Origin of the sequence: Primorskyibacter sedentarius (genome assembly GCF_004342065.1) — a bacterium.
GTDB lineage: Bacteria > Pseudomonadota > Alphaproteobacteria > Rhodobacterales > Rhodobacteraceae > Primorskyibacter > Primorskyibacter sedentarius.
In genome coordinates this window covers 150,696-173,068 of sequence record NZ_SLZU01000001.1, presented here as the reverse complement: position 1 = coordinate 173,068, position 22,373 = coordinate 150,696, and the positions used below count along the sequence as shown (strand labels likewise).

The 22,373-nt window shown below is 64.9% G+C and carries 25 protein-coding genes and 2 riboswitches; of the genes, 14 read left to right on the top strand and 11 right to left on the bottom strand.

From position 1 onward, the window contains the following. Window positions 1-2: 2 nt before the first annotated feature. The 3 genes from EDD52_RS00870 to cobO are packed head-to-tail and all read right to left on the bottom strand — an operon-like array spanning window position 3 to window position 1,302. Window positions 3-344: a Lin0512 family protein gene (locus EDD52_RS00870; protein ID WP_132241137.1), complete on the bottom strand. Its 342-nt coding sequence runs from the start codon at window positions 342-344 to the stop codon at window positions 3-5. Continuing rightward, a complete protein-coding gene (locus EDD52_RS00865; protein ID WP_132241136.1) occupies window positions 341-691 on the bottom strand; it encodes a Lin0512 family protein in 351 nt (116 codons plus the stop codon). Before EDD52_RS00865 ends, EDD52_RS00870 begins: the two co-directional genes overlap by 4 nt. Beyond that, window positions 691-1,302: a cob(I)yrinic acid a,c-diamide adenosyltransferase gene (gene cobO, locus EDD52_RS00860; RefSeq protein ID WP_132241135.1), complete on the bottom strand. Its 612-nt coding sequence runs from the start codon at window positions 1,300-1,302 to the stop codon at window positions 691-693. Before cobO ends, EDD52_RS00865 begins: the two co-directional genes overlap by 1 nt. 37 nt (window positions 1,303-1,339) lie before the next feature. Beyond that, a riboswitch (cobalamin riboswitch) is annotated at window positions 1,340-1,552 on the top strand. A gap of 95 nt (window positions 1,553-1,647) precedes the next feature. Between cobO and EDD52_RS00855 the strand changes: the two genes are divergently transcribed. From EDD52_RS00855 to cobJ, 7 genes are read left to right on the top strand one after another with little or no spacing between them, the layout of a single operon-like run. Next, window positions 1,648-2,049 (top strand): DUF1636 family protein, encoded by a 402-nt coding sequence (locus EDD52_RS00855; RefSeq protein ID WP_132241134.1) that lies wholly within the window; start codon window positions 1,648-1,650, stop codon window positions 2,047-2,049. A gap of 11 nt (window positions 2,050-2,060) precedes the next feature. Continuing rightward, a complete protein-coding gene (gene cobW, locus EDD52_RS00850; RefSeq protein WP_132241133.1) occupies window positions 2,061-3,110 on the top strand; it encodes a cobalamin biosynthesis protein CobW in 1,050 nt (349 codons plus the stop codon). A 43-nt stretch (window positions 3,111-3,153) separates the two neighbouring features. Then, the gene (gene cobN / locus EDD52_RS00845) at window positions 3,154-6,441 is read left to right on the top strand and encodes a cobaltochelatase subunit CobN (RefSeq protein WP_132241132.1); all 3,288 of its coding nucleotides are present in this window, start codon (window positions 3,154-3,156) and stop codon (window positions 6,439-6,441) included. Further along, on the top strand, window positions 6,438-7,586 hold the full coding sequence (locus EDD52_RS00840; RefSeq protein ID WP_243651799.1) for a cobalamin biosynthesis protein CobG: 1,149 nt from the start codon (window positions 6,438-6,440) through the stop codon (window positions 7,584-7,586). The genes cobN and EDD52_RS00840 overlap by 4 nt, the downstream gene beginning before the upstream one ends. Further along, window positions 7,587-8,216 (top strand): precorrin-8X methylmutase, encoded by a 630-nt coding sequence (locus tag EDD52_RS00835; protein ID WP_132241131.1) that lies wholly within the window; start codon window positions 7,587-7,589, stop codon window positions 8,214-8,216. After that, the gene (locus EDD52_RS00830; RefSeq protein ID WP_132241130.1) at window positions 8,213-8,941 is read left to right on the top strand and encodes a precorrin-2 C(20)-methyltransferase; all 729 of its coding nucleotides are present in this window, start codon (window positions 8,213-8,215) and stop codon (window positions 8,939-8,941) included. Before EDD52_RS00835 ends, EDD52_RS00830 begins: the two co-directional genes overlap by 4 nt. Continuing rightward, on the top strand, window positions 8,938-9,687 hold the full coding sequence (gene cobJ / locus EDD52_RS00825; protein ID WP_132241129.1) for a precorrin-3B C(17)-methyltransferase: 750 nt from the start codon (window positions 8,938-8,940) through the stop codon (window positions 9,685-9,687). The genes EDD52_RS00830 and cobJ overlap by 4 nt, the downstream gene beginning before the upstream one ends. On the opposite strand, the gene EDD52_RS00820 is transcribed toward cobJ, so the two are convergent. Further along, window positions 9,663-10,418, bottom strand: a complete 756-nt coding sequence (locus tag EDD52_RS00820) for a cobalt-precorrin-6A reductase (protein ID WP_132241128.1) — start codon at window positions 10,416-10,418, stop codon at window positions 9,663-9,665. The two genes, cobJ and EDD52_RS00820, sit on opposite strands and share 25 nt — an antisense overlap. Here EDD52_RS00820 and cbiE point away from each other — a divergent pair. From cbiE to cobF, 6 genes are read left to right on the top strand one after another with little or no spacing between them, the layout of a single operon-like run. Then, on the top strand, window positions 10,417-11,616 hold the full coding sequence (gene cbiE, locus EDD52_RS00815; RefSeq protein ID WP_132241127.1) for a precorrin-6y C5,15-methyltransferase (decarboxylating) subunit CbiE: 1,200 nt from the start codon (window positions 10,417-10,419) through the stop codon (window positions 11,614-11,616). The genes EDD52_RS00820 and cbiE overlap by 2 nt on opposite strands. Then, window positions 11,613-11,981 carry a cobalamin biosynthesis protein gene (locus EDD52_RS00810; RefSeq protein WP_132241978.1) on the top strand — a complete coding sequence of 123 codons (369 nt, stop codon included), beginning with the start codon at window positions 11,613-11,615 and terminating at the stop codon, window positions 11,979-11,981. Before cbiE ends, EDD52_RS00810 begins: the two co-directional genes overlap by 4 nt. After that, window positions 11,978-12,772 (top strand): precorrin-4 C(11)-methyltransferase, encoded by a 795-nt coding sequence (cobM, locus tag EDD52_RS00805; RefSeq protein WP_132241126.1) that lies wholly within the window; start codon window positions 11,978-11,980, stop codon window positions 12,770-12,772. The genes EDD52_RS00810 and cobM overlap by 4 nt, the downstream gene beginning before the upstream one ends. Window positions 12,773-12,774: 2 nt before the next feature. After that, on the top strand, window positions 12,775-14,079 hold the full coding sequence (locus tag EDD52_RS00800) for a cobyrinic acid a,c-diamide synthase CobB (protein WP_132241125.1): 1,305 nt from the start codon (window positions 12,775-12,777) through the stop codon (window positions 14,077-14,079). Continuing rightward, on the top strand, window positions 14,076-14,810 hold the full coding sequence (gene cobA / locus EDD52_RS00795; protein ID WP_132241124.1) for a uroporphyrinogen-III C-methyltransferase: 735 nt from the start codon (window positions 14,076-14,078) through the stop codon (window positions 14,808-14,810). The genes EDD52_RS00800 and cobA overlap by 4 nt, the downstream gene beginning before the upstream one ends. Continuing rightward, window positions 14,803-15,534 (top strand): precorrin-6A synthase (deacetylating), encoded by a 732-nt coding sequence (cobF, locus tag EDD52_RS00790; RefSeq protein WP_132241123.1) that lies wholly within the window; start codon window positions 14,803-14,805, stop codon window positions 15,532-15,534. The genes cobA and cobF overlap by 8 nt, the downstream gene beginning before the upstream one ends. A gap of 42 nt (window positions 15,535-15,576) precedes the next feature. Here cobF and EDD52_RS00785 read toward each other — a convergent pair whose 3' ends face one another. From EDD52_RS00785 to EDD52_RS00760, 6 genes are all read right to left on the bottom strand, one after another. Beyond that, the gene (locus EDD52_RS00785) at window positions 15,577-16,227 is read right to left on the bottom strand and encodes an energy-coupling factor ABC transporter ATP-binding protein (protein ID WP_132241122.1); all 651 of its coding nucleotides are present in this window, start codon (window positions 16,225-16,227) and stop codon (window positions 15,577-15,579) included. Next, window positions 16,218-17,006, bottom strand: a complete 789-nt coding sequence (gene cbiQ / locus EDD52_RS00780; RefSeq protein ID WP_132241121.1) for a cobalt ECF transporter T component CbiQ — start codon at window positions 17,004-17,006, stop codon at window positions 16,218-16,220. Before cbiQ ends, EDD52_RS00785 begins: the two co-directional genes overlap by 10 nt. Continuing rightward, on the bottom strand, window positions 17,006-17,587 hold the full coding sequence (locus EDD52_RS00775; protein ID WP_132241120.1) for a cobalt ABC transporter permease: 582 nt from the start codon (window positions 17,585-17,587) through the stop codon (window positions 17,006-17,008). The genes cbiQ and EDD52_RS00775 overlap by 1 nt, the downstream gene beginning before the upstream one ends. Then, on the bottom strand, window positions 17,584-18,201 hold the full coding sequence (gene cbiM / locus EDD52_RS00770) for a cobalt transporter CbiM (protein ID WP_132241119.1): 618 nt from the start codon (window positions 18,199-18,201) through the stop codon (window positions 17,584-17,586). Before cbiM ends, EDD52_RS00775 begins: the two co-directional genes overlap by 4 nt. A 6-nt stretch (window positions 18,202-18,207) precedes the next feature. Further along, complete coding sequence (locus EDD52_RS00765; protein WP_132241118.1) at window positions 18,208-18,993, bottom strand: DUF4198 domain-containing protein; 786 nt, start codon at window positions 18,991-18,993, stop codon at window positions 18,208-18,210. 132 nt (window positions 18,994-19,125) lie between these two features. Next, a riboswitch (cobalamin riboswitch) is annotated at window positions 19,126-19,327 on the bottom strand. An 85-nt stretch (window positions 19,328-19,412) separates the two neighbouring features. Then, on the bottom strand, window positions 19,413-20,099 hold the full coding sequence (locus tag EDD52_RS00760; RefSeq protein WP_132241117.1) for a fumarylacetoacetate hydrolase family protein: 687 nt from the start codon (window positions 20,097-20,099) through the stop codon (window positions 19,413-19,415). Between the two features lie 331 nt (window positions 20,100-20,430). Between EDD52_RS00760 and ftsY the strand changes: the two genes are divergently transcribed. Then, window positions 20,431-21,768: a signal recognition particle-docking protein FtsY gene (gene ftsY, locus EDD52_RS00755; RefSeq protein ID WP_132241116.1), complete on the top strand. Its 1,338-nt coding sequence runs from the start codon at window positions 20,431-20,433 to the stop codon at window positions 21,766-21,768. 67 nt (window positions 21,769-21,835) lie between these two features. Here ftsY and EDD52_RS00750 read toward each other — a convergent pair whose 3' ends face one another. After that, window positions 21,836-22,312, bottom strand: a complete 477-nt coding sequence (locus EDD52_RS00750; RefSeq protein ID WP_132241115.1) for an MgtC/SapB family protein — start codon at window positions 22,310-22,312, stop codon at window positions 21,836-21,838. Window positions 22,313-22,373 lie beyond the last annotated feature (61 nt).

Here is a 22,373-nt window from a genome sequence, read left to right as displayed (position 1 = left end):
GGTCAGACCTGTTTCGGCAAGAACGCTTCGACTGCGGCCTGCGCGATCACGGTCAACTCGCCGGTATCGGGGTTGGTCACGTTCAGCCCGCCTTTCACGGCCCGCACCTCGGCGCGGCCGCGGGGCAGGGTGGCGGCAAGCGTGTCGCAATCGACCGCCTCGGGCTCTTGCACGCCGACGGTTACCTGCACGCGCATCGCATCATGGCCCAGCCCCAAGGCGCCGAACAGCGGGATCGACGAATGGCGCAACGCATCTTCGATCGCGCGGCCTGCGGCCTTGGTGTAATCCTGCCCGTGCAGGTCGTTGCCCATGCCCATTTCGATGATGAAACGCTGCATCATGCACCCTCCACATCAAGTGCGACAGAGATTGCCACATTGGCCATGACCGTCGGATTGCCGTCGCCGTCGGGGCGGGGCACGTCCAGGCCGCCCTGGGTGACGTTCACGGTGACCTGCCCGTAGGGAAAGACCGCCTTGACGGCCGCCACATCCACGCGGTCGGGCTGGGCCACGCCGACATCCACGGTGATCTGCATCTCGGTCTTTTGCTTGCCGAAAAGCTCCGCCAGATTGATCGAATTGTGCCACAGCGCGTCTTTCACGGCGCGGGTGGCGGCCTCGGTATAGTCCTGTCGGCGCAGGGAGCTTCCCATGCCGAACTCTGTCAGCAGGCGTTTGACGGCCATCAGAACTCCACCCCCTTCTGCGCCTTGACCCCATCGCGGAACGGATGCTTGAGCAAGGTCATTTCGGTGACCAGATCTGCCGCCTCGATCAGTTCCGGCTTGGCATTGCGGCCGGTCAGGCAGACATGCGTCATCGCGGGTTTCTCGGTCAGCAGAAAGTCCACCACCTCGTCAATATCGATATAGTCGTAGCGCAGGGCGATGTTGATCTCGTCCAGCAGAACGAACTGGATTTCGGGATCAAGGATCTGTTCCTTGGCGATCTTCCAGCCATTCTGCGCCGCCGCGATGTCGCGCTCGCGGTCCTGCGTTTCCCAGGTGAACCCCTCGCCCGAGACGAAGAATCGTACCTCCTTGGCAAACCGTTCGCGCAGGAAGGTCTTCTCGCCCGTGTCCCAGTTGCCCTTGATGAACTGCACGACGGCCGCGGGCATCTCGTGGGCGATGCAGCGCATGATCATGCCGAACCCGGCAGAGGATTTGCCCTTGCCGGGCCCGGTATGCACCACGATCAGGCCTTTTTCTTCGGTCTTGGTTTCCATCATCTTGTCGCGCGCGGCCTTGATCTTGCGCATCTTCTCATTGTGGCGGACGGTGATTTCATCGCTCATGGCGCGGACCTCTGCTTGACAAACCCCAGGATTGAGGCGCATCTGGCATCAAGCTGGTGCCTGTGTAAACAGGTGAAAAGGGAATGCAGCGCCTGAACGTCTTCGGGTCAAAGCAGCCGCCCCCGCGACCGTGACCGGAAAGGGTTCCGAACCACTGGCCTGACAGGCTGGGAAGGACGGGGCACCGCAGATCAGGACCACCTGATCGAGATCCGCAAGCCGGGAGACCTGCCAGCTGAATGACATCGCAACCGGACGGGGTGTTCTGGTGTCAGGTTCAATGCCCTTTCTTCGGGCGATCCTGCACTTTGCCCCGTTCCAACGACGCAGGACACGTGATCGCGCATGAAGGATCTCGACGACCCGAAGGGCATCGCCCAGACAGAGCTTCTGGTCTGCGTGAAATGCCGCCGGGGACAGGAAACCCCCGAGGATGAGCGCCGCCCCGGCCAGCGTCTGTATGACGATCTGGCAGCGCGGGAGCTGCCCGAAGGTGTGCGTTTGCGGGCCGTTGAATGCCTGCAAAACTGCGAGGCCGGCTGCACCGTTGCGCTGCGCGGCGGCAACCGCTGGACCTATGTCTACGGCGGGCTGGACGAGACCACGCAAGCCGCGATGCTGCTGGACGGTGCGTCCCGCTACAATGCCACGCCGGACGGGCTGATCCCGTGGCGCGAACGGCCCGAGCATTTCAAGCGCAACTGCATTGCGCGTATCCCCCCGATTGACCCCATTGATCCCGCCTAGGAGGCCCGCCCGTGACTGATTTCTCCAAGCTGCCCGTAACCGTTGTCACCGGATTCCTGGGGTCCGGAAAGACCACCCTGATCCGTCAGCTGATGCAGAACCCCGGTGGCAAGCGTCTTGCCATTGTCGTCAATGAATTCGGCGATGTCGGCGTCGATGGCGAGATCCTCAAAAGCTGTGCGATCCCCGATTGCCCGGCCGAAAACATCATGGAACTGGCCAATGGCTGCATCTGCTGCACCGTGGCCGACGATTTCATCCCCACGATCGAGGCGCTGATGGCGCTGGAGCCGCGTCCCGATCACATCCTGATCGAGACCAGCGGGCTGGCTTTGCCGAAACCGCTGCTCAAGGCGTTTGACTGGCCCGATATCCGGTCGAAGATCACCGTTGATGGCGTGATTGCCCTCGCGGATGCCGAGGCCGTTGCGGCGGGTCGTTTCGCGCCAAATGTGGCGGCGGTGGATGCGCAGCGGCAGGCCGATGACAGCATCGACCACGAAACGCCCCTGTCCGAGGTCTTCGAGGACCAGATCTCCTGTGCCGATATCGTGCTGCTGACAAAGCCTGACCTTGCGGGCCCTGAAGGCGTGGCCAAGGCCAAGGCGATCATCGCCGCCGAGGCGCCGCGCACCTTGCCGGTGATCGAGGTCGCCGAGGGTGTCATCGATCCGCGCATCATCCTGGGGCTGGAGGCCGCAGCCGAGGATGACATGGATGCGCGCCCCAGCCACCACGACGAAGCGCATGACCACGACCACGAGGATTTCGAAAGCATCGTTGTCGATATTCCCGAACTGTCCGATCCGGCGCAGCTGGTACGCGCGATCGAGGCGCTCGCGAATGACCACAACATCCTGCGCGTGAAAGGCTATGCCGCCGTTCAGGGCAAGCCGATGCGCCTGTTGGTACAAGCGGTCGGGGCACGGGTGCGGCATCAGTTCGACCGCCCCTGGACAGGGGCCGAATCCCGGCAGGGCCGGTTGGTCGTGATCGCTGAACATGACGACATTCGCCGTGACGTGATCGAAGCCGCGCTTGGCGCGACCGAACCGGCATGACTTCGTAGGGTGGGGATGTCTCCACCACACCGGACGCAAAAACATGCATGTGATCTTTCGCGAGAGCCACGGGCTCGAAGAAACCGAGACACCGACCGACCTGGGCCAAAGCCCGGCGGATCTGGTGGTGCTGTCCTTCTCTGACAGTGATCTTGGCGCCTTTGCGCAAGCGTGGCATCGCGGCGGTGGGCCGACGGGCGGCTTGCCGTCCCTGCGTCTGGCCAATCTCGTGGCGCTCAAACATCCGCTGTCGGTCGATACCTATGTCGAACAGACGCTTTCGGGTGCGAAGGGTATCCTGATCCGGCTGATCGGCGGCGTGCCGTACTGGTCTTACGGGTTGCAACAGGTGCGGGCGCTGGCGCAGGAAAAGGGTATCGCACTGGCGGTCTTGCCCGCGGATGGCCGCCCCGATCCACGGTTGGATGCGGAATCGACTCTGCCGGTTTCCACCCTGCGGCGACTGGCCCACCTGTGTGACACGGGCGGCGTAGTGGCGGCACAGGCGGCTTTGGCGCAGCTGTCACTTGCGGCGGGGCTGTACGCAGGCCCGGTGCCGGGGTCCAAATCCTTGCCGCCGATGGGTGCGTGGTCATCGGAACGCGGCGTCCATGATCCGGCCGATCTCCCTGCAAAAACCGGCACGCGCATCGTGATCACCTTTTACCGGTCCTACCTTGTCGCTGCCGACACCGCCCCAATAGAGGCCCTGATGCGCAGCTTTAAAGCGCGGGGCCACGATGTTCTGGCGCTTTATGTGCCCTCGCTCAAGGCGCCCGATGCGGCAGACTGGCTTCGCACCCAGATCAACCATCTGGCGCCGGACGCAATCGTCAACGCCACGGCCTTTTCGGGGCGGGGCAAGGATGGCAGCTCTCCGCTTGATGCGGGCGGGGTGCCGGTGTTTCAGGTCGCACTAGCGACCTCGACCCGACAAGCGTGGGACGAGGCGCCGCGCGGGTTGTCCCCGACTGATCTGGCGATGCATGTCGTGTTGCCAGAGGTTGATGGCCGGATTCTGGGCGGGGTCGTGTCCTTCAAGCAACCCGGCGCCCGTGACGAGGATCTGCAATTCGCCCGTTTCGCCCACGCGGCAGAGCCGGAGCGTATCGCTGCGGTGGTGGACAGGGTCGAAGGCTGGCTGCATCTGGCCCGCAGCCCGGCCGCGAACCGGCGCGTCGCGCTGGTCCTGTCGACCTATCCCGGCAAGGACTGGAACATGGGCCACGCGGTGGGGCTTGACGCGCCCGCCTCGGCCAGTGCGATCCTGTCGGATCTTGCAGAGAACGGATACGACGTCGAGGGATCGGAGGAGCCGCTTTCGGACGCGCTGCTTGCACGCGATGCCCGCTGGCCGTTGGCGGAATACAAGGCCGCTTTGGCCGAACTCCCCGACGAATTGCAGGACGCGCTGCACCAGATCTGGGGCGCGCCAGAGCAGGACCCCGACTGCCAGGACGGCGATATTCGCTTTGCGGCGATCCGCCGGGGCAAAGCGCTGGTCGCCCTGCAACCCGAACGCGGGAATCCCCAAGCGCGCGATGACGAGTATCACGACCTCTCGCGTACGCCCCGCCACGCCTATGTGGCCTTCTATCTCTGGCTTCAGCGTCAGGCCGATGCGCTGGTCCATATCGGCGCGCATGGCACGCTGGAATGGCTGCCGGGCAAATCGGTTGCGCTGTCGCGCGCATGCTGGCCCGAAGTGCTGACCGGCAAGCTGCCGGTGATCTATCCGTTCATTGTCAACGATCCCGGAGAGGCCGCACAGGCCAAACGTCGGATTGGCGCTGTCACGCTGGGCCATATCCCTCCGCCTCTGAAGCAAAGCGGCACGCCGGACCGGCTGGTACGGCTGGAGGCTCTGCTGGACGAGTTCTCCAACGCCGACGGGCTTGACCCACGCCGCCGCGACAGGTTGCAGGATGATATCCGCGCAGAGGCGCAGGCGCTTGGGGTGGAGGATGACCTTGGCCTTGCAAGCGCGTCCTGTTCGGCCGAGGCGATAACCCGGATCGACCGGTTTGTCTGCGACGTGAAGGAAAGCCAGTTCGGCGAGGGCCTGCATATCTGGGGCCGTCCGGCCCGTCCGGGCGCGCCCTTTGCGACAGAGGCGTCGGTGGCGGGCGAACGGCAATCCCTGCTGGACGCGCTGGAGGGCAAGCGCATCGCCGCCGGGCCGTCGGGTTCGCCCTATCGCGGGCGCAATGACGTGCTGCCCACGGGCCGCAACATCTATACCACTGATCCGCGATCGGTGCCCACGCGCGCGGCCTATGCGCAGGGTGTGCGGCTGGCCGAGGAGTTGATCCGCCGCCATCTGCAGGACGAGGGCGACTGGCCGCGCGGGCTGATCGTCGATCTGTGGGGATCGGCCACGATGCGCACGGCTGGCGAGGAATTTGCCATGGCGCTGCATCTTCTGGGCGTGCGCCCGGTCTGGGACACAGGGTCAGAGCGTGTTTCAGGGATCGAGGTGCTGCCCATTGCAGAGCTCGACCGTCCCCGCATTGACGTGACGCTGCGGGTGTCTGGCCTGTTCCGCGACGTGTTCCCGACCCTTTCTGCCCTGTTCGCCCAGTCCGTGCGGGCTTTGGCCGCGCGCGACGAGGCAGCCGACTGGAACCCCTTTGTCGGGCGCGACGAGGCGCGCGTTTACGGGCCCGCCCCGGGCAGTTTCGGCCTTGGCATGGGGGCGGCACTTGAGGACTATTCCGAAGGCGCGCGGCAGCAGGCAGGGGAGGCGTGGCTGTCAGCCTCCTCCTGGGCATTGGATGGCGACAGCGCCACGCAAGACGGCGCTGGCATTCGCGCCCGCGTGGCCGCCGCCGACAGTTTCGTGCATTTGCAGGACCTGCCGGAAACCGATCTTCTGCTGGCTTCGGACTATGCCGCGCATGAGGCGGGGTTCGCCGCAGCGCAAGCCATCACCGGCGGCAAATCCGCCTTATGGCACCTCGACAATACCGATCCGGCGGCGCCCCGTGCCCGCAGCTTGCCCGAAGAGATTGCCCGCGTCGTGCAGGCGCGCGCTGCCAACCCGGACTGGATCTCCGGTATGCGCGACCACGGCTTTCGCGGGGCGGCGGAGATTGCCGCCACACTCGACCATATGGCAAGCTTCGCGCATCTGGCCGGTGTGGTCGGCCCGCATCTTTTCGACCTTTACCACGAGGCCACGCTTGGCGATCCGGCAACGGCTGATTTTCTGCAACAGGCCAACCCGCAGGCATTCCAGGCGATGCGCGACCGCTTCAATGCGCTGCTTGAGGCGGGCCTTTGGGAGACGCGCCGCAACTCTGTCCGGGCCTCGCTGGAGGCGCTGGAATGAGTGTCCCGTCGGCCAATCCGCAGATCAAGGGCTGGTGCCCCGGCGCACATCGCCCGATGATGTCGGGCGACGGGCTGGTGGTGCGGGTGCGGCCGTTTCGGGCCGAGCTTGACCGTGACCAGACGCTTGGCCTGTGCGCTTTGGCGCAGCGGTTCGGCAATGGCACGCTGGATTTGACCTCCCGGGCCAATTTGCAGATCCGGGGCGTCGCAGGTGAAGATCACGCCGCGCTGCTGGCCGAACTGGACGGGTTGGGGTTGATCGATTCCGATCCGCGCGTCGAAGGCCATCGCAATATCCTGATCGACCCTGATTGGCGGCATGGCGACCTGACGGATCGCTTGTATGGGGCCGTTCTTGCGACCTTGCCCGATCTGCCGGACCTGCCGGAAAAGATGGGGATCGCTCTGGATGCCGGGCGCGGCGCGCATCTTCGGGCAGGCTCGGCCGATTTCCGGTTCGAGATTAGTGACGAGGGCGGGCTGATCCTGCGGGCCGATGGCGCGGCGCGGGGGCGACCCGTCTCAGAAGACACAGCCATGGATGCCCTGCGCGAAATGGCGGCGTGGTTCATTTCGACGGGCGGTCGGGACCATGGCCGCATGGCGCGACATCTGGCGCAGGTCGCGTTGCCCGGTGATTGGCAGGTTATCGCGCCGTGCAGTGCCGCAGCGGAGTTCACCATTGGTCCTGCAAACGGTGGCAGCATCCTTGGGGCCGCGTTTGGAAAGATCGACGCCGCGGCCCTGTCCGTACTGATGCAGGAGACCGGCGCGCCTGCCTTGCGGCTGATGCTTGGGCGCATGTTCTGGCTGCGTGGCGGAACGGCCCCCTGCCTGACCCAGGAATTTGTCCATTCACCCGACGACCCCATCCTGCGGGCGCATGCCTGCCCGGGCGCGCCTTACTGCCCGCAAGCGACGGTCGCGACCCGACAGATCGCGGGCCGGCTTGCCGCGCAGGTTTCCGGCAGCCTGCATGTGTCGGGTTGCGCCAAGGGCTGCGCGTTTCCCCGCGCCGCAGATGTCACGCTGGTCGGTCGGGAAGGTGCATTCGACCTTGTCCTGAACGGGGCACCGTGGGAAGAGCCCAGCCAAGGCGGGCTGACCCCCGCACAGATCACGAACCTCGAAGAGGTCATATAGATGCCTTACGACTACGAAAAAGACGGCGCCGCGATTTACCGCCAGAGCTTTGCCACCATCCGCGCCGAGGCCGATCTGGCCCGGTTTTCACCGGATGAAGAACAGATCGCCGTGCGGATGATCCATGCGGCCGGGATGGTTGGACTGGAAGAGCATATCCGTTTCACGGCGGGCTTTGCCGAAACTGCGCGGGCGGCGCTTGAAGGTGGCGCGCCGATCCTGTGTGACGCCTATATGGTTTCCGAAGGGGTGACGCGACCGCGACTGCCCGCAAAGAATGATGTGATCTGCACCCTGCGCGACCCGTCGGTGCCAGAGCTTGCGCGCGAGATGGACAACACCCGCTCTGCCGCCGCGCTGGAACTGTGGCGGCCACGGCTGAAAGGCGCGCTGGTGGCGATAGGCAATGCGCCGACGGCGCTGTTTCATCTGCTCAACATGCTGGAAGATCCGGACTGCCCGCGCCCTGCGGCCATCATCGGCTGCCCGGTGGGCTTTGTCGGCGCGATGGAAAGCAAAGAGGCGCTTTGGGCCGATCAGCCCGTGCCCTGTTGCATCGTGGCGGGGCGGCTTGGCGGCAGTGCCATCACCGTCGCCGCGATCAATGCCATCGCGAGCCGTAAGGAATGAGCGCGGGCACTGTCTATGGCCTTGGCCTTGGTCCGGGCGATCCGGACTTGATGACCGTGCGCGCCGACCGGCTGCTGCGCAAGGCAGAGCATGTGGCCTATTTCCGCAAGGCCGGCCGCAAGGGGCAGGCGCGCCAGATCGTCGACCGGATGATCCCCGAAGACGCCGTCGAATACCCGATGGAATATCCCGTCACGACAGAGATCCCCTTTACCGATCCGGCCTATAACCAGATGCTGGCCGCGTTTTACGAAGACTGCACCGCGCATCTGAGCGACCTCGCCAAAGGGGGCCGGGATGTTGTGGTGCTGTGCGAAGGCGATCCGTTTTTCTACGGCTCTTTCATGCATCTTTACACGCGCCTCAAGGACGATGTGCCGGTAGAGGTCGTACCCGCAATAACCGGCATGTCCGGCGCCTGGACGGCCACCGGGACGCCGATCACATGGGGCGATGACGTGTTGACCGTGCTGATGGGCACCTTGCCCGAGGCCGAGCTTGCAACCCGGATGGCGCAGACAGACGCGCTGGTGGTGATGAAGATCGGGCGCAATATCGACAAGGTGCGGCGGGCCCTTCGGCAGGCGGGCCGGTATAATCAGGCGTGGCTCGTCGAATATGCCTCCATGCCCGGGCAGACGGTGACGCGTCTGGCAGAGGCGTCCGACAAGGTCACGCCCTATTTCTCGATCATCGTGGTGCACGGGCAGGGGCGGCGTCCATGAGCGGCTGGGTGATCATCGCGGGGCTTGGCCCCGGCGCGGAAGACCTTGTCACGCCGGATGTCAGCGACGCGCTGGCGGAGGCCACGGATATCGTGGGCTACATTCCTTACGTCGCGCGGGTGCCGGAACGGCCGGGCCTGACGAAACATGCCAGCGACAACCGGGTCGAACTGGACCGCGCGGCCCATGCGCTTGCCATGGCAGCCGAAGGGCGGCGCGTTGTCGTGGTCTCTTCCGGGGATCCGGGGGTTTTCGCCATGGCCTCTGCCGTGTTCGAGGCGGTCGAGGCGGGCGCGCCCGAGTGGCGGGATCTGGATATTCGCGTGCTGCCGGGTATCACGGCGATGCTGGCGGCGGCGGCGAGGGCCGGCGCGCCGCTGGGCCATGATTTCTGCGCCATCAATCTTAGCGACAACCTCAAACCGTGGCAGGTTATCGAAAAGCGCCTTCGTCTTGCGGCAGAGGCGGATTTCGCCATGGCCTTTTATAATCCGCGGTCGAAATCCCGGCCCGAAGGGTTTGAGCGTACGCTGCAAGTGCTGAACGAGGCCTGCGGCGATGCCCGCCCGGTGATCTTCGCGCGGGCTGTTTCTACCCCGGATGAGTCGATCCGCGTAGTGCCCTTGCCTGACTGCACAGCCGATATGGCGGATATGCGCACTGTCGTTCTGGTCGGGTCGTCCCGCACCCGGATCATCCGCCGCGCGGGCGCGCCCATCATCTACACGCCGAGGTCGGCCTTGTGATGCGACAGCCAGTCCAGAACAGCATCGACGGTGAACACCTCGCGCCTGTCGGGCAAAGCGGGCCGGTCGATCATGATGACGGGCAGGCCCAGTTCCCGTGCGGCCGTGATCTTGGCCACAGCGCCCGAGCCGCCGGAATTCTTCGAGACGACAAGCTCTGCCCCATGCTCCTCCATCAGGGCGCGGTCGCCTGCTACCGTAAAAGGCCCGCGTTCCACGATGACCAGTGCATCGGGCAGCGGCAGGGGCACCTCTGGCGGATCGACCAGCCGAAGCAGGTAGCGATGCTGCGGGTTCGGCGCGAATTCGGCCAGATGCATCCGGCCCACAGCCAGCATCACCCGCGATGCCGGGCGGTCCAGCGCCGCAACCGCGCCAGCAATGTCCCGGACGTGGTGCCAGTCATCCCCCGGCTGCGCCGCCCACGGCGCGCGGCTGAGCGCGATCAGCGGAACATCGGCCTGCGCGCAGGCTGCGATGGCGTTGCGGCTCATCTGTGCGGCAAAGGGATGGGTGGCGTCCACAACATGGCTGATCCGGTTGTCTTTCAGATAAGCCCTAAGCCCCTCGACACCGCCAAACCCGCCGATCCGCAGCGGCAGGGGCTGCCGCTTGGGGCGCGTGACACGGCCGGCCAGCGACAGCGTGCCCGGTATGCCAGTCTGGGCCAGACGCAGCGCCAGGGCCGTGGCTTCGGTCGTGCCTCCAAGGATCAGGAGGTTTGCTGTCATGGCTGATCTTCCCTGGCTGACGATCATCGGTTTGGGCGAAGATGGGCCGGAAGGGCTGTCGCCTGCAAGCCTTGCCGCGTTGAAGGCGGCGGAAATCGTCATGGGGCCGCCGCGGCATCTGTCGCTTTTGCCGGAACTCTCGACGCAGAGGGTGGACTGGCCCGTGCCCTTTGCAGATGGCATTGACCGGTTGCTTTCCTTCCGGGGGCGGCGTGTTGCCGTGCTGGCCTCGGGTGATCCGTTCTGGTTTGGCGCAGGCGCGGTGATCGCGCGGCATCTGGCGCCGGAAGAATGGCGCGCGTTGCCGGGTGTGTCCTGCTTTGCGCTGGCTGCCAACCGTCTGGGCTGGCGGTTAGAGACGACATTTTGCACGGGCCTGCATGCCGCCCCCTTTGCGCGGCTGCGGCGGCATCTCGCGCCGCAGGCTCGTTTTATTGCAACGCTGCGCGACGGCGAAGGCCCGCACGGGCTGGCGCAATACCTTGCGGCCGAAGGGTTCGGGGACAGCATCCTGCATATGATGGAAGCCTTGGGCGGACCGCGCGAAAGGATCACCAGTGTCGCAGCCTCGCGACTGGGCAGGGACGCGCGCTTTGACCATCCGCTTTGCGTCGCCATCGAGGTGGCCGGGCAGGGCGCTTGCCTGCCCAGGTCCAGCGGCATTCCAGACGATTGGTTCGACCATGACGGGCAGATCACCAAACGCCCGGTGCGGGCGTTGACGCTGTCAGCCCTCGCGCCGCGCGCGGGCGAGCATCTGTGGGATATTGGCGGCGGGTCCGGGTCCATCGCGATTGAATGGCTTTTGTCCGACCCGTCCCTGCGCGCCACCTGCGTCGAGGCGCAGGCGGATCGCGCGGATCGCATCACCGGCAATGCAGCGCATCTGGGGATGGACCGCTTGCGGGTCATCACAGGCAGGGCGCCGGAGGCGCTGCAAGGTCTGGATCGTCCGGACGCGGTTTTCATCGGCGGCGGGCTGTCTTTGGATCTGCTGGAACAGCTCGAAACCTTGGCGAAAGGCGCACGGCTGGTCGCCAATGCGGTGACGCTGGACTCGGAAGCGATCCTGACGCAGGCGCAGCGCAGGCTGGGCGGTGATCTGATGCGGATCGATCTGGCGCAGGCGGCGCCCTTGGGCAAGCTGCGTGGGTGGAAAGCCGCATACCCGATTGTGCAGTGGAGCGTGACGCTATGATCGTGGCCGGGTTCGGGTTCCGCTCTGCCGCGGGCGTCGACAGCCTGCACGATGCGCTGCGCCGTGCGGGTGGGGCCGGGCAGGTGACGGCTCTGGCAACCGCCGCCGACAAGGCAGCCAGCCCCGCCTTCCAGACATTTGCCAAAGAGCTTGCCTTGCCGGTGCATGCCATCCCGCCGCTTGCGCTGAAGTCGCCGCAGACCGCCACGCAGGCGCCCGCCTCGATTGCCGCGCGGGGCACAGGCAGCGTCGCCGAGGCGGCAGCGCTTTGCGCCGCAGGGCCGGGCGCACGGCTTTTGCAAGGCCGGGTAATATCAAACGATCGCATGGCCACATGTGCCTTGGCCGCAGGAGAGACAACATGACCGTTCATTTCATTGGTGCCGGACCGGGGGCGCCCGACCTGCTGACATTGCGCGGGCGCGATATCATCGCGTCTTGCCCGGTCTGCCTTTATGCGGGCTCTCTGGTGCCAGAGGCCATTCTGGATCATTGTCCCAAAGGCGCGCGCATCGTGAACACGGCTCCGCTGGATCTGGATCAGATCGTCGCGGAAATCCAAGCGGCGCATGCGGCGGGGCAGGACGTGGCGCGGCTGCATTCCGGCGATCTGTCGGTCTGGTCGGCGATGGGCGAGCAGATGCGCCGCCTGCGGGCGCTTGGCATTCCGGTCTCTGTCACGCCTGGCGTGCCTGCCTTTGCCGCAGCCGCAGCCGCACTGGGGACAGAGCTGACATTGCCCGGCCTGGCGCAATCAGTCGTGCTGACGCGGACGCCGGGGCGGGCGTCTTCGATGCCAGAGGGTGAAACCCTGACGAATTTTGCCGCGACCGGCGCGACGCTGGCCATTCATCTGTCGGTGCAGAACCTGACGCGTGTGGTGGCCGACCTGACCCCGTCCTATGGCGCCGATTGCCCGGTTGCCGTGGTCTATCGCGCAAGCTGGCCGGATGAGCAGATCGTGCGCGGAACTTTGGCCGATATCGAGGACCGCCTTGGCGAGGACATCAAGCGCACCGCGCTGATCCTTGTTGGCCCGGCGCTGGCTGGCGAGGGGTTCGATGAAAGCTGCCTTTATGCGGTCGATTACGATCGCCGCTACCGACCGCAAAGCTCTGACAGCCCGTGGTCGGGTTGGACGCCAGAGGGGCAATGAGCATGCGCGGCCTTTTGATCTCTGCGCCCTCGTCGGGCACCGGCAAGACAACGGTGATGCTGGGCCTCTTGCGGGCATTGGCGGAGGACGGGCTCGCGGTGCAGCCGTTCAAATCCGGCCCCGACTATATCGACCCGGCCTTTCATCGCGCTGCCTCCGGTCGGGCGTCGTATAACATCGATACATGGGCGATGGATGACGGGCTGTTATCCGCGATCTCGGCCAAGGCTGCGGATGCGGATATCTGCATCGCCGAAGGCTCGATGGGTCTTTATGACGGGGTTGCCACGCGCGGCCAAAGCGGCTTTGGCACCAGCGCGGAAACCGCAAAGCGGATGAACTGGCCGGTCGTGCTGGTACTGGATGTGGGCGGGCAGGCGCAATCAGCGGCGGCCACCGCGCTGGGGTTTCGCAACTACATGCCCGATCTGCCCTTCGCCGGGGTTATCCTGAACCGGGTCGCGTCGCCCCGGCATGAACGGTTGACCCGTCTGGGGATGAAACGCGCAGGCCTGCCGGTTCTGGGCGTGCTGCCCCGGCGAGGGGATCTGACCCTGCCGGAACGGCATCTGGGACTGATCCAGGCGGTCGAACATCCCGATCTTGAGGCAGCTATTGCGGGCTACGCGCAATTCCTGCGCGATCACGTGGATCTGGAGGCGATCAAAGCGGCTGCATCCGGCAAACCCATCGTGCCCGGCGGCCCCTTGCCGACCCCGCCCGCGCAGCGGATCGCGCTGGCACAGGATGCGGCGTTTTCCTTCACCTATCCGCATCTTCTGGAAGGCTGGCGGGCGGCTGGTGCCGAAATCCTGCCATTCTCGCCCCTCGCGGATCAGGCGCCCGATGCCTCTGCCGATCTGGTCTGGCTGCCCGGCGGTTATCCGGAACTGCACGCGGGCAAGCTGGCCGCGGCAGACAGATTTCGCAAGGGCCTGCGCAGCCATGCCGAAACGCGCCCCGTGCATGGGGAATGCGGCGGCTACATGGCGCTTGGCGAGACCCTGATCGACAAGGCCGGCACGGCGCACCGGATGGCCGGTCTGCTGGGTCTGGTGACCAGCTATGAAAAGCGCAAGTTCCACCTTGGCTACCGCCGCGCGGTGCTGAAGTCGCCCCTGCCGGGCCATGCGGCGGGCGCTGCCCTGCGCGGGCACGAGTTCCACTATTCCACCATTCTGGAACAGCCCGACGCCCCGCTGGCGGACGTGTTTGACGCCGATGGCAATCCGGTGCCCGAGACCGGCTCGTGGCGCGGCACTGTCAGCGGCACGTTCTTTCACCTTATCACCGGAGAGGGCGCATGACCGGTTTTGTCAGCTTCGTGGGCTCCGGCCCCGGCGATCCCGAATTGCTGACGCTGAAGGCCGTGGACCGTCTGCGCCGCGCCGATGCGGTGCTGTTTGACGACCTGTCTTCCGGCCCGATCCTTGAACATGCCGACCCCGACGCGGATCTGGTGGGCGTTGGCAAACGGGCGGGGCGTGCCTCGCCAAAGCAGGATCACGTCAGCCGGTTGCTGATCGACTATGCCCGGTCCGGACAGCGCGTCGTGCGGCTGAAATCCGGCGATAGCGGGTTGTTTGGCCGGTTGGAGGAAGAACTGGCCGCCCTGCGCGAGGCGGGCATCGAATATGAAATCATCCCCGGCGTGCCCTCTGCCGTGGCGGCCGCCGCCGCCTGCGGCATCCCGTTGACACGGCGGTTGACAGCCCGGCGGGTGCAGTTTGTCACCGGCCATGGCGCGGCAGGCACATTGCCCGAGGATATCGACCTGAACGCGCTGGCAGACCCGAGTGCCTCGACCGTGGTATTCATGGGCAAGCGCACCTTCCCGGAACTTGCCGCACTTCTGACTGCACGCGGATTGCCGCCCGAGACGCCCGCGTTGTTGGCCGAAGCAGTCTCCACCCCCGAGCAGCGCCTGCATCGCTCGACCATTGCGGGGCTGGTTGAGAAACTGTCCGGAGAGATTGGCACCACCCCGGCGCTGATCCTTTATGGGCCGCTGGCCGAAATGGGGGTGGGCATTGACTGAGCTTTGGTTGATCGGCATCGGAACCGGGCATCCCGGTCATGTGACGCTGGAAGGGCGCGATGCCCTGCGCGACGCCACCACCGTTCTGATCCCGCGCAAGGGTGCGGGCAAAGAGGATCTGGCCCATCTGCGCCACGCCATCCTGAACGGGGCAGGCGCAACCGCCAGGGTGATCGAATTTGACATGCCGGTGCGCGATGACAGCCTACCGTATCAGGACCGTGTCGCCCGTTGGCATGACGAGATTGCAGCGCGCTGGCAATTTGCGCTGGAAGATGCCCCCGACGGCCCGGTTGCGTTGCTTGTCTGGGGGGATCCCGGGCTTTACGATTCGACCTTGCGGATCGCCGCGCGACTGTCGCCCGCGCCGCGGCTGCGGGTCATCCCGGGCATCACGGCCCTTCAGGCGCTGACCGCAGCGCATGCCATTCCGTTCAACACGGTGAACGGCGCCGTGGTGGTGACGACGGGGCGCAAGCTGCGCGATCACGGCTGGCCCGCAGGGGCAGAGACGGTGGTCGTGATGCTGGACGGCGAATGCAGTTTCCGCACGCTCGACCCCGAAGGGGTGGAGATCTGGTGGGGGGCTTTTCTGGGCATGCCAGAGCAGATTTTGCATAGCGGCCCCCTGCGCGCGGCCGAGCCCGAGATCATCGCGCTGCGGGCCGAGGCGCGGGCGCGTCACGGCTGGATCATGGATACCTATCTGCTGCGGAAGCAGTAATCCGGGCGGGTTTGACCGGGAATGGCTTGATGCAGGCAGGCGTCAGGCCCCGTGCAGACGACCGTCTTCCAGACGTATTTCTTCCGGGGCGATGCGCGCGCGAAAGTCGGGATTGTGGCTGACCAGCAGGATGGCCTGAGGCAGGCTGTTCAGAATTTCCAGCAAGCGCGCCTCGTTGCGGGAATCCAGTGCGTTGGTGGGTTCGTCAAGCAGCAGCACTTCAGGCTCCATCGCGAGGACGGTTGCGAGCGTCACAAGGCGCTTCTCGCCGCCTGAAAGCTTGTGGGTGATCCGATCGCGCAAGTGGGTCAGGTCAAGATCGATCAGCACCGTGTCGACGATGGCCAGCGCCTCCTCCCGCGATTTGCCAAGGTTCAGCGGCCCGAAGGCGATATCCTCGGCCACGGTGGGGCAGAAAAGCTGATCGTCCGCGTCCTGAAACACCAGGCCCACGCGGCGTCGGACCTCGTGAAAATCGGCCTCCTGCCGACGCTCTTTGCCAAACGCGGTCACGCGGCCCGCATCTGGGCGTTGAAGCCCCAGCATGATGCGGAACAGCGTGGACTTGCCAGCGCCATTCGGACCGGTCAGCGACAGCCGTTGCCCCTGCCGAAGCGTCAGGGACACGCCGTCCAGCACGGCCTCGTGCCCGGGATAGGCAAAGCGGATATCGTCCAGCTGGATCAGCGCCATGCGAGGTCCAATGCGAGCAGGCCAATGCACAGAACGCAGATTGCACCCGCAAAGATATGATCCCGACGTGTCAGGGCGAATTCCTGCATCAGCAGGATACGCCCCGAGAAACCCCGGCATTTCATCGCGTCGAGGATTCGTTCAGACCGTTCCATGGCACGTACAAGCATCATGCCCACCAGATAGCCGAAGCTGCGATAGGTGTGCCAGTTCGTTCCCGGACGAAACCCCCGGACCTTCATCGCGGCGCGCAGGCGCAGATATTCCTCGCGCAGCACCTCGATATAGCGGATCGTGAACATCAGCAGATGGACCAGCATTTCCGGGCACCGCATCTTGTGCAGAGCGTGGCCCATCATGACAGGCTCCATGCTGCCGACCAGCACCATCAGGGCGAGGATGGCGGCATTGGCTGTCAGCCCGATCTCGATCGCGCGCCAGAGCCCTTGCCAGCTTGCCGGAAACCCCCAGAGCGTGAAAATCGCGTCGCCGGGGACAGAGAAGGGCAGCAGGACCAGCATGACAAGGATGAACCCGTCCATCAGTGCCATGCGCTTCAGCGTCCGTCCCGGCGGCAGGCGCGACACGGACAGAAGACCCAAGGCAACCGCAAGGGCAGCGACTAGTGCCGGGATGGTCGTAAGAGCGACCGTTACGATGCCAAAGAGGCAGGCCAGCGCGATGCGGATCCGCGGGTCAAGCGCGCCGATCAGGGCTTGACCGCCCACCGCGCCGACCTTTGCCAGCGTCTTTTCATCATGTCCCAGAGCGTGGGCCATCAGGCGGCCAGCTTGCGGCGGGCCGCGATGTAAAAGCCCAGCCCGAACAGGCCGACGATATAGCCGATGCCGCCCAGAATGGTCTGAAGGTCGTTCTTTTCGCGGTAGGCGGCGATCTCCCGGCGAAGGGGACGGATCTCATTGCGGACTGCCTCGGCGATTGCCTGGCGCTGGTCCGGGGTGAAGGCGGGTGCGGCAACCTGGGTGGCGGACGGCCCGGTCGCGCCAGCACCTGCGGATTGGGAAGGCTGGGGCGCGTCCCCGAGGATTTGTGCCACCTCCGCTGCGGACAGCGTGACGTTGGCCACGTGGCCTGCGCCAAGATCCGCATGGAATGTGTGCGCGGTGTTGATCGCCGGTACAAAGATGAAAAAGCCGTCGGCATCGGTGGTGGTCCGGCCCAGCTCTTCACCCTGCGGGCCGGTGACGATGATTTCCGCCTCGGCGGCCATGGTCCCGTTGGAAAAGCCGACTTCGCCCTCGATGGCCTTGCCGGCTGGGAACACCCCGGCGATCACCTTATGGGCAAGCGCAGGCAGGGGCGCGGAGCAAAGTGCCAGCAACAGCAGCAGGCGGGTCATGCCGGGACCCCTCTGGCGGTTGCGAAAAGCTCTGGCTTTACCTTGCGGGCCAGTAGCACGGCAAACCCGGTCAGCAATGCTTCGATCACGATCACGGGGAGATGTGCGAAGAAAACGAATTTCGCGGCGGTCAGGAATTCGTCGCCCGACAGCGCAAGCGACAGCGCGACAAGTGCGGTGGTTCCTGCCGTGGCAAGCGCCCCGCCAATCGCGGCCCAGACAGCGCCCGATACCGGGCTGCCGCCTCCGATAAGCCGACCAAGCAGCATCCAGGCCAGCACGGCGGGCAACGCGATGTTGAGCGTATTGATGCCCAGAACCGTCAGACCGCCGAACCCAAAGAAAACAGCCTGCAGCAGCAACCCCACGAACAGGGCAGGGAAAGCGGCCCATCCCAGCAAGAGCCCGGCCAGCCCGTTCAGGATAAGGTGGACAGAGGACGGCCCCAGCGGCACATGGATCAGCGACGCCACGAAGAAAGAGGCCGACAGCACCCCTGCGGTCGGGATGCGTTCCAGATCCAGCGATCTCAGCCCCATGGCGATGCCGCCTGCCGCGGCGACGGCGCCTGCGATCACGACCGGGTTGGACAATGCGCCGTCGACGATGTGCATGGATGGTTACTCCATATCCCAGGCGCGGATCCAGATCACGGCATCCTGACTAAGTTCCTTGCCATCATGCGTAGTCACTGGCCCCGCGCCAAGCGCGGCAAAGCCCCAGTAACCGGCTTTCGGCACACCGAACGAAAAATAGCCGTTCGCGTCGGAAATGGCGACGACAGCACCACCCGGCATGGGCGAGACGACAGGATCCGATGCGGCAGAGCTTTGCATGTCGGGCTCTGCCGCCATGTATTCAATCTCGATCTCGGCCCCCGGTACGGGCGCGCCATTGGCGACGACCTGACCGGTGAAGGTGGAGCCGGTAATGATGTTGTAGGGCTTGTTGAGCGGCAGGATCTCGACCGGCAGACCCACCGGTTCGGCCCAGTCGGTGGGCAGTTGATTGCGGTTCAGAAATGCCTTCGTGATCTGCTGGATGTAGATGTCTTCGGCTTCTTCGTAATAGGGCGCGGGAACGGTCACGATCACATAATCCCCCGACCGCTTGACCGGGACAGAGCCCTTGAATGCCGCGGCTTCGTTCTGGCTGCCCATGAAACGGATGGGTTCCAGCGTATCGCGCAGATCCGTCCGCTTGCCGTTATGGACCATGAAGAACTCTTCGGGCATTTCCAGATCCATGACATGGCCATTTTCGAACGGGTGCCAGAAGACCAGTTTGACCGGCACGTCACCGGGGCGGTCGATCATGGTGTCTGTCGTATATTCCAGAAGGAAATGCGCGTGTGCTGACGCAGGTGCTGCAAGCGCTGCCATCGTTGCGAGAAGAAGATGTTTCAACTCATGTCGTCCTTGTCCCATCATGCCACACCCGGCACGCAGTTTTTCTGGACGAAGGGGAGGCGGAAAACCATTTTTCCAAGCGGAACAATGGATCAGGCGCACTCCCCGACGCCGGGTTCAGGCGCCCTTTCCGAGGGCACAAATCCGGCAGGTCTCCTGACTCGCGGTTCGTCGCATCGGGCTGGCCTTCCCGGATTTCTCCAGTGGCGCGATCAGCCTTGCTCGCCGCTTACAGTTGCGGGGGCAGTTGCAGAGTTGGCGCGTCACGCACCGCACTGCATTCCCTCTTGCCTCCGGGGCGGACCCCGGAACCGGACATGCCAAGGTCCATGCCAGAAATGCGCCCAACTCGTCAACCGCCGTTGCACGTGGTGGGGGACATTGCCGGTGTGTCTGCATGGTGGGACGGGCGGTGTTCAGATGACTTCGACGCGCAGGCTGTCCAGCCCTTCGACGGACAGCTCCATCACGTCGCCCCGGAGGACGGGGCCCACGCCAGCGGGTGTTCCGGACAGGATCACATCGCCGGGGGCAAGTTCGAAATAGTCGGAGAGATAGCTGATCATCTCGGGCACTTTCCAGATCATCTGGTTCAGGTCACCCTCTTGCCTGATCTCGCCATTGACAGTCAGCGCAAGCCGACCCGAGGCGGGGTGCCCCACCTCCGCCACGGGACGCACAGGGCCAATCGGTGCGGACCGCTCAAACGCCTTGCCAACTTCCCACGGGCGGCCCTTCTTCTTGGCCTCGCCCTGAAGATCGCGGCGCGTCATATCCAGCGACAGCGCATAGCCAAAGACGTGATCCAGCGCCTTTTGCACGGGAATGTTGGTGCCACCTTCCTTCAGCAGCACGGCCATCTCTGCCTCGTAATGCACATCGTCGGACTTTGCCGGGTAGGGAAAGCTGCCCGACGGGTCGAGGTTGTTGGCGTTTTTCTGAAAGAAGAAAGGCGGATCACGGTCCGGGTCATCGCCCATCTCGATCGCGTGGGCGGCGTAGTTGCGCCCGATGCAATAGACCCTGCGCACGGGAAACAGCGCGTCACTCCCCGATACAGGCAGGCCGACAACGGGGGGCGGGGCGATGACGTATTCGGGCATTGGGTCCTCCGGACATCCTGATTCGCGTTTGCCCCTCTTGGCTATTGCAAAATCCCGATCAATATCAGTGGGCCATTTCACTTTCCTCTTCAGCATGGGTCGCGCGGTTGGAACAGCGCCGCCGCGATGCGCGCTGGCCCTGAAGGCGCGCAACTCTGGTATTCGCCCCGTTCGAAATGCTCAAACACCCTGTGAATTGCGGTTTGCTGGCAATTCGGGCCGGCGCGGATGCCGGGGTTTCATCACCGCGCGCGGGACGGGATGCGCCTGTGACACTTTCATCTCCGCCAATGTCGTATTAGGTGAAGAGAAACTCAGGCGGAGGCTACCCATGTCCTTTTTCGGCAAGCTGAAGAACCGGTTGTTCAAGTCCTCGTCGAAGATTGACGAGGGGCTGGAGGCGATTGTCAGCGACGGTGGCGAGGAAGAGACCCTCGCCGCGCAGACTTTGCCAGAGGAGCCAGCGCCGGACCTGCCGGAAGAAACGCCCCAAGCGCCGGAGGCGCCAACCGAAATTCCGCAGGCGCCCGAACCCGATGTGCCAGCAGAACCGCAGCCCGTCCCGGAGCCGGACCTGCCACAGCAAACGCCCCCAGAGCCGGAAATCCCGGTGACGCCCACGCCAGCCCCGACACCGGAGCCGGAGGTTCCGGGCAACAGCCCCGTTGAGGTTCCGCAAGAGGCCCCGCAGGAAATACCTGCGGGTGTTGGTGATCCCCGGCCGGCCGCCACGCCGCAGGAAATCCCGCTGGAGACACCGCAGGAGGTTCCAACCCAGGGCACCGGTTTCTTTGGCCGGTTGCTTGGCCGCCGCGAAGACCGGACAGTGGTGCGGCGCGCGCTGGACGACGATATGCTGGAAAGCCTTGAGGAGCTGCTGATCGCGTCGGATATGGGCGTCGATACTTCGCTGCGCGTCACGGCCAACATGGCAGAAGGGCGCATGGGGCGGAAATTGTCTGTGCCCGAGATCAAGCAGCTTCTGGCGGACGAGATCACCCGGATCATGGAACCGGTCGCGCGCCCCATGCCGATCTATCCCACAAAGCCGCAGGTCGTGCTGGTCGTGGGCGTGAACGGTTCGGGCAAGACGACAACCATCGGCAAACTTGCCAGCCAGTTCCGTGCCGCCGGAAAATCCGTGGTGATCGCGGCCGGTGACACGTTCCGGGCGGCTGCCGTGGAACAGCTTCAGGTCTGGGGGGATCGCGCTGGGGTGCCGGTGCTGACGGCGCCCGAAGGGTCTGACCCTGCGAGCCTTGCCTTTGACGCGATGACCAAGGCGCAACATGACGGCGCGGATCTGTTGATGATCGACACGGCGGGGCGGTTGCAGAACCGCGCCGACCTGATGGAAGAGCTGGCCAAGATCGTGCGCGTGATCCGCAAGAAGGACCCGGATGCGCCGCATAACACCCTGTTGGTGCTGGATGCGACGACGGGGCAGAATGCGCTGAGCCAGGTCGAGACGTTCAGGAAGCTGGCCGATGTGTCGGGGCTGGTCATGACCAAGCTTGACGGCACGGCGAAGGGCGGGGTTCTGGTGGCACTTGCCGACAAGTTCGGCCTGCCGATCCATGCCATCGGCGTGGGCGAACAGATCGACGACCTTGCCCCGTTCGACCCCGAGGAATTCGCGGCGGCTCTTACCGGTTCCAACCGGTCGTGAAGCACAGTGGGGCCAGCTTTTGCCCGGATTGTCGCACAAGGGGATCTTGTGCGTTCCGGGGGCGGCCCTACCGCGTGCCCATCCATCGTTCGACCTGCCGCAGGACCAGCAGCACGGCCAGCACGATTCCGGTGGCAAGCGCTGCCAGCGGCAGTTGGCCGGACCCGCAGGCAAGGCCGATCGCGCCTGCAAGCCACATCGACGCGCCCGTTGTCGTGTTGCGCACCTTGCCGCCCGAGGTAAAGATGATCCCCGCCGCAAGGAAGGCGACACCGGCCGTCACAGCCTCAATCAATCGCAGGGGATCGACGCGGATATCGCTGTCGGGAAACATCTCGGCCAGTTGCAGGCTGAGAAGGATGAACAGACAGGCCGCCATCGACACCAGCATATGCGTGCGCAACCCTGCCGGTTTCTCGCGCCGCTCTCTTTCGAACCCGACGATGCCTGCGAAGAACAGCGCGGCTGACAGGCGGATCGCCGCGATCACCGGGGGCACGGCGGCAAAGCTGCCCTGGAATTCGTTCACGATGGTCTGGTACATGCCGGTTGCCTCACTCCCATCCCTGAAAGCTCTGCCTTCTCAACCCCGAAATCTGTTGCAG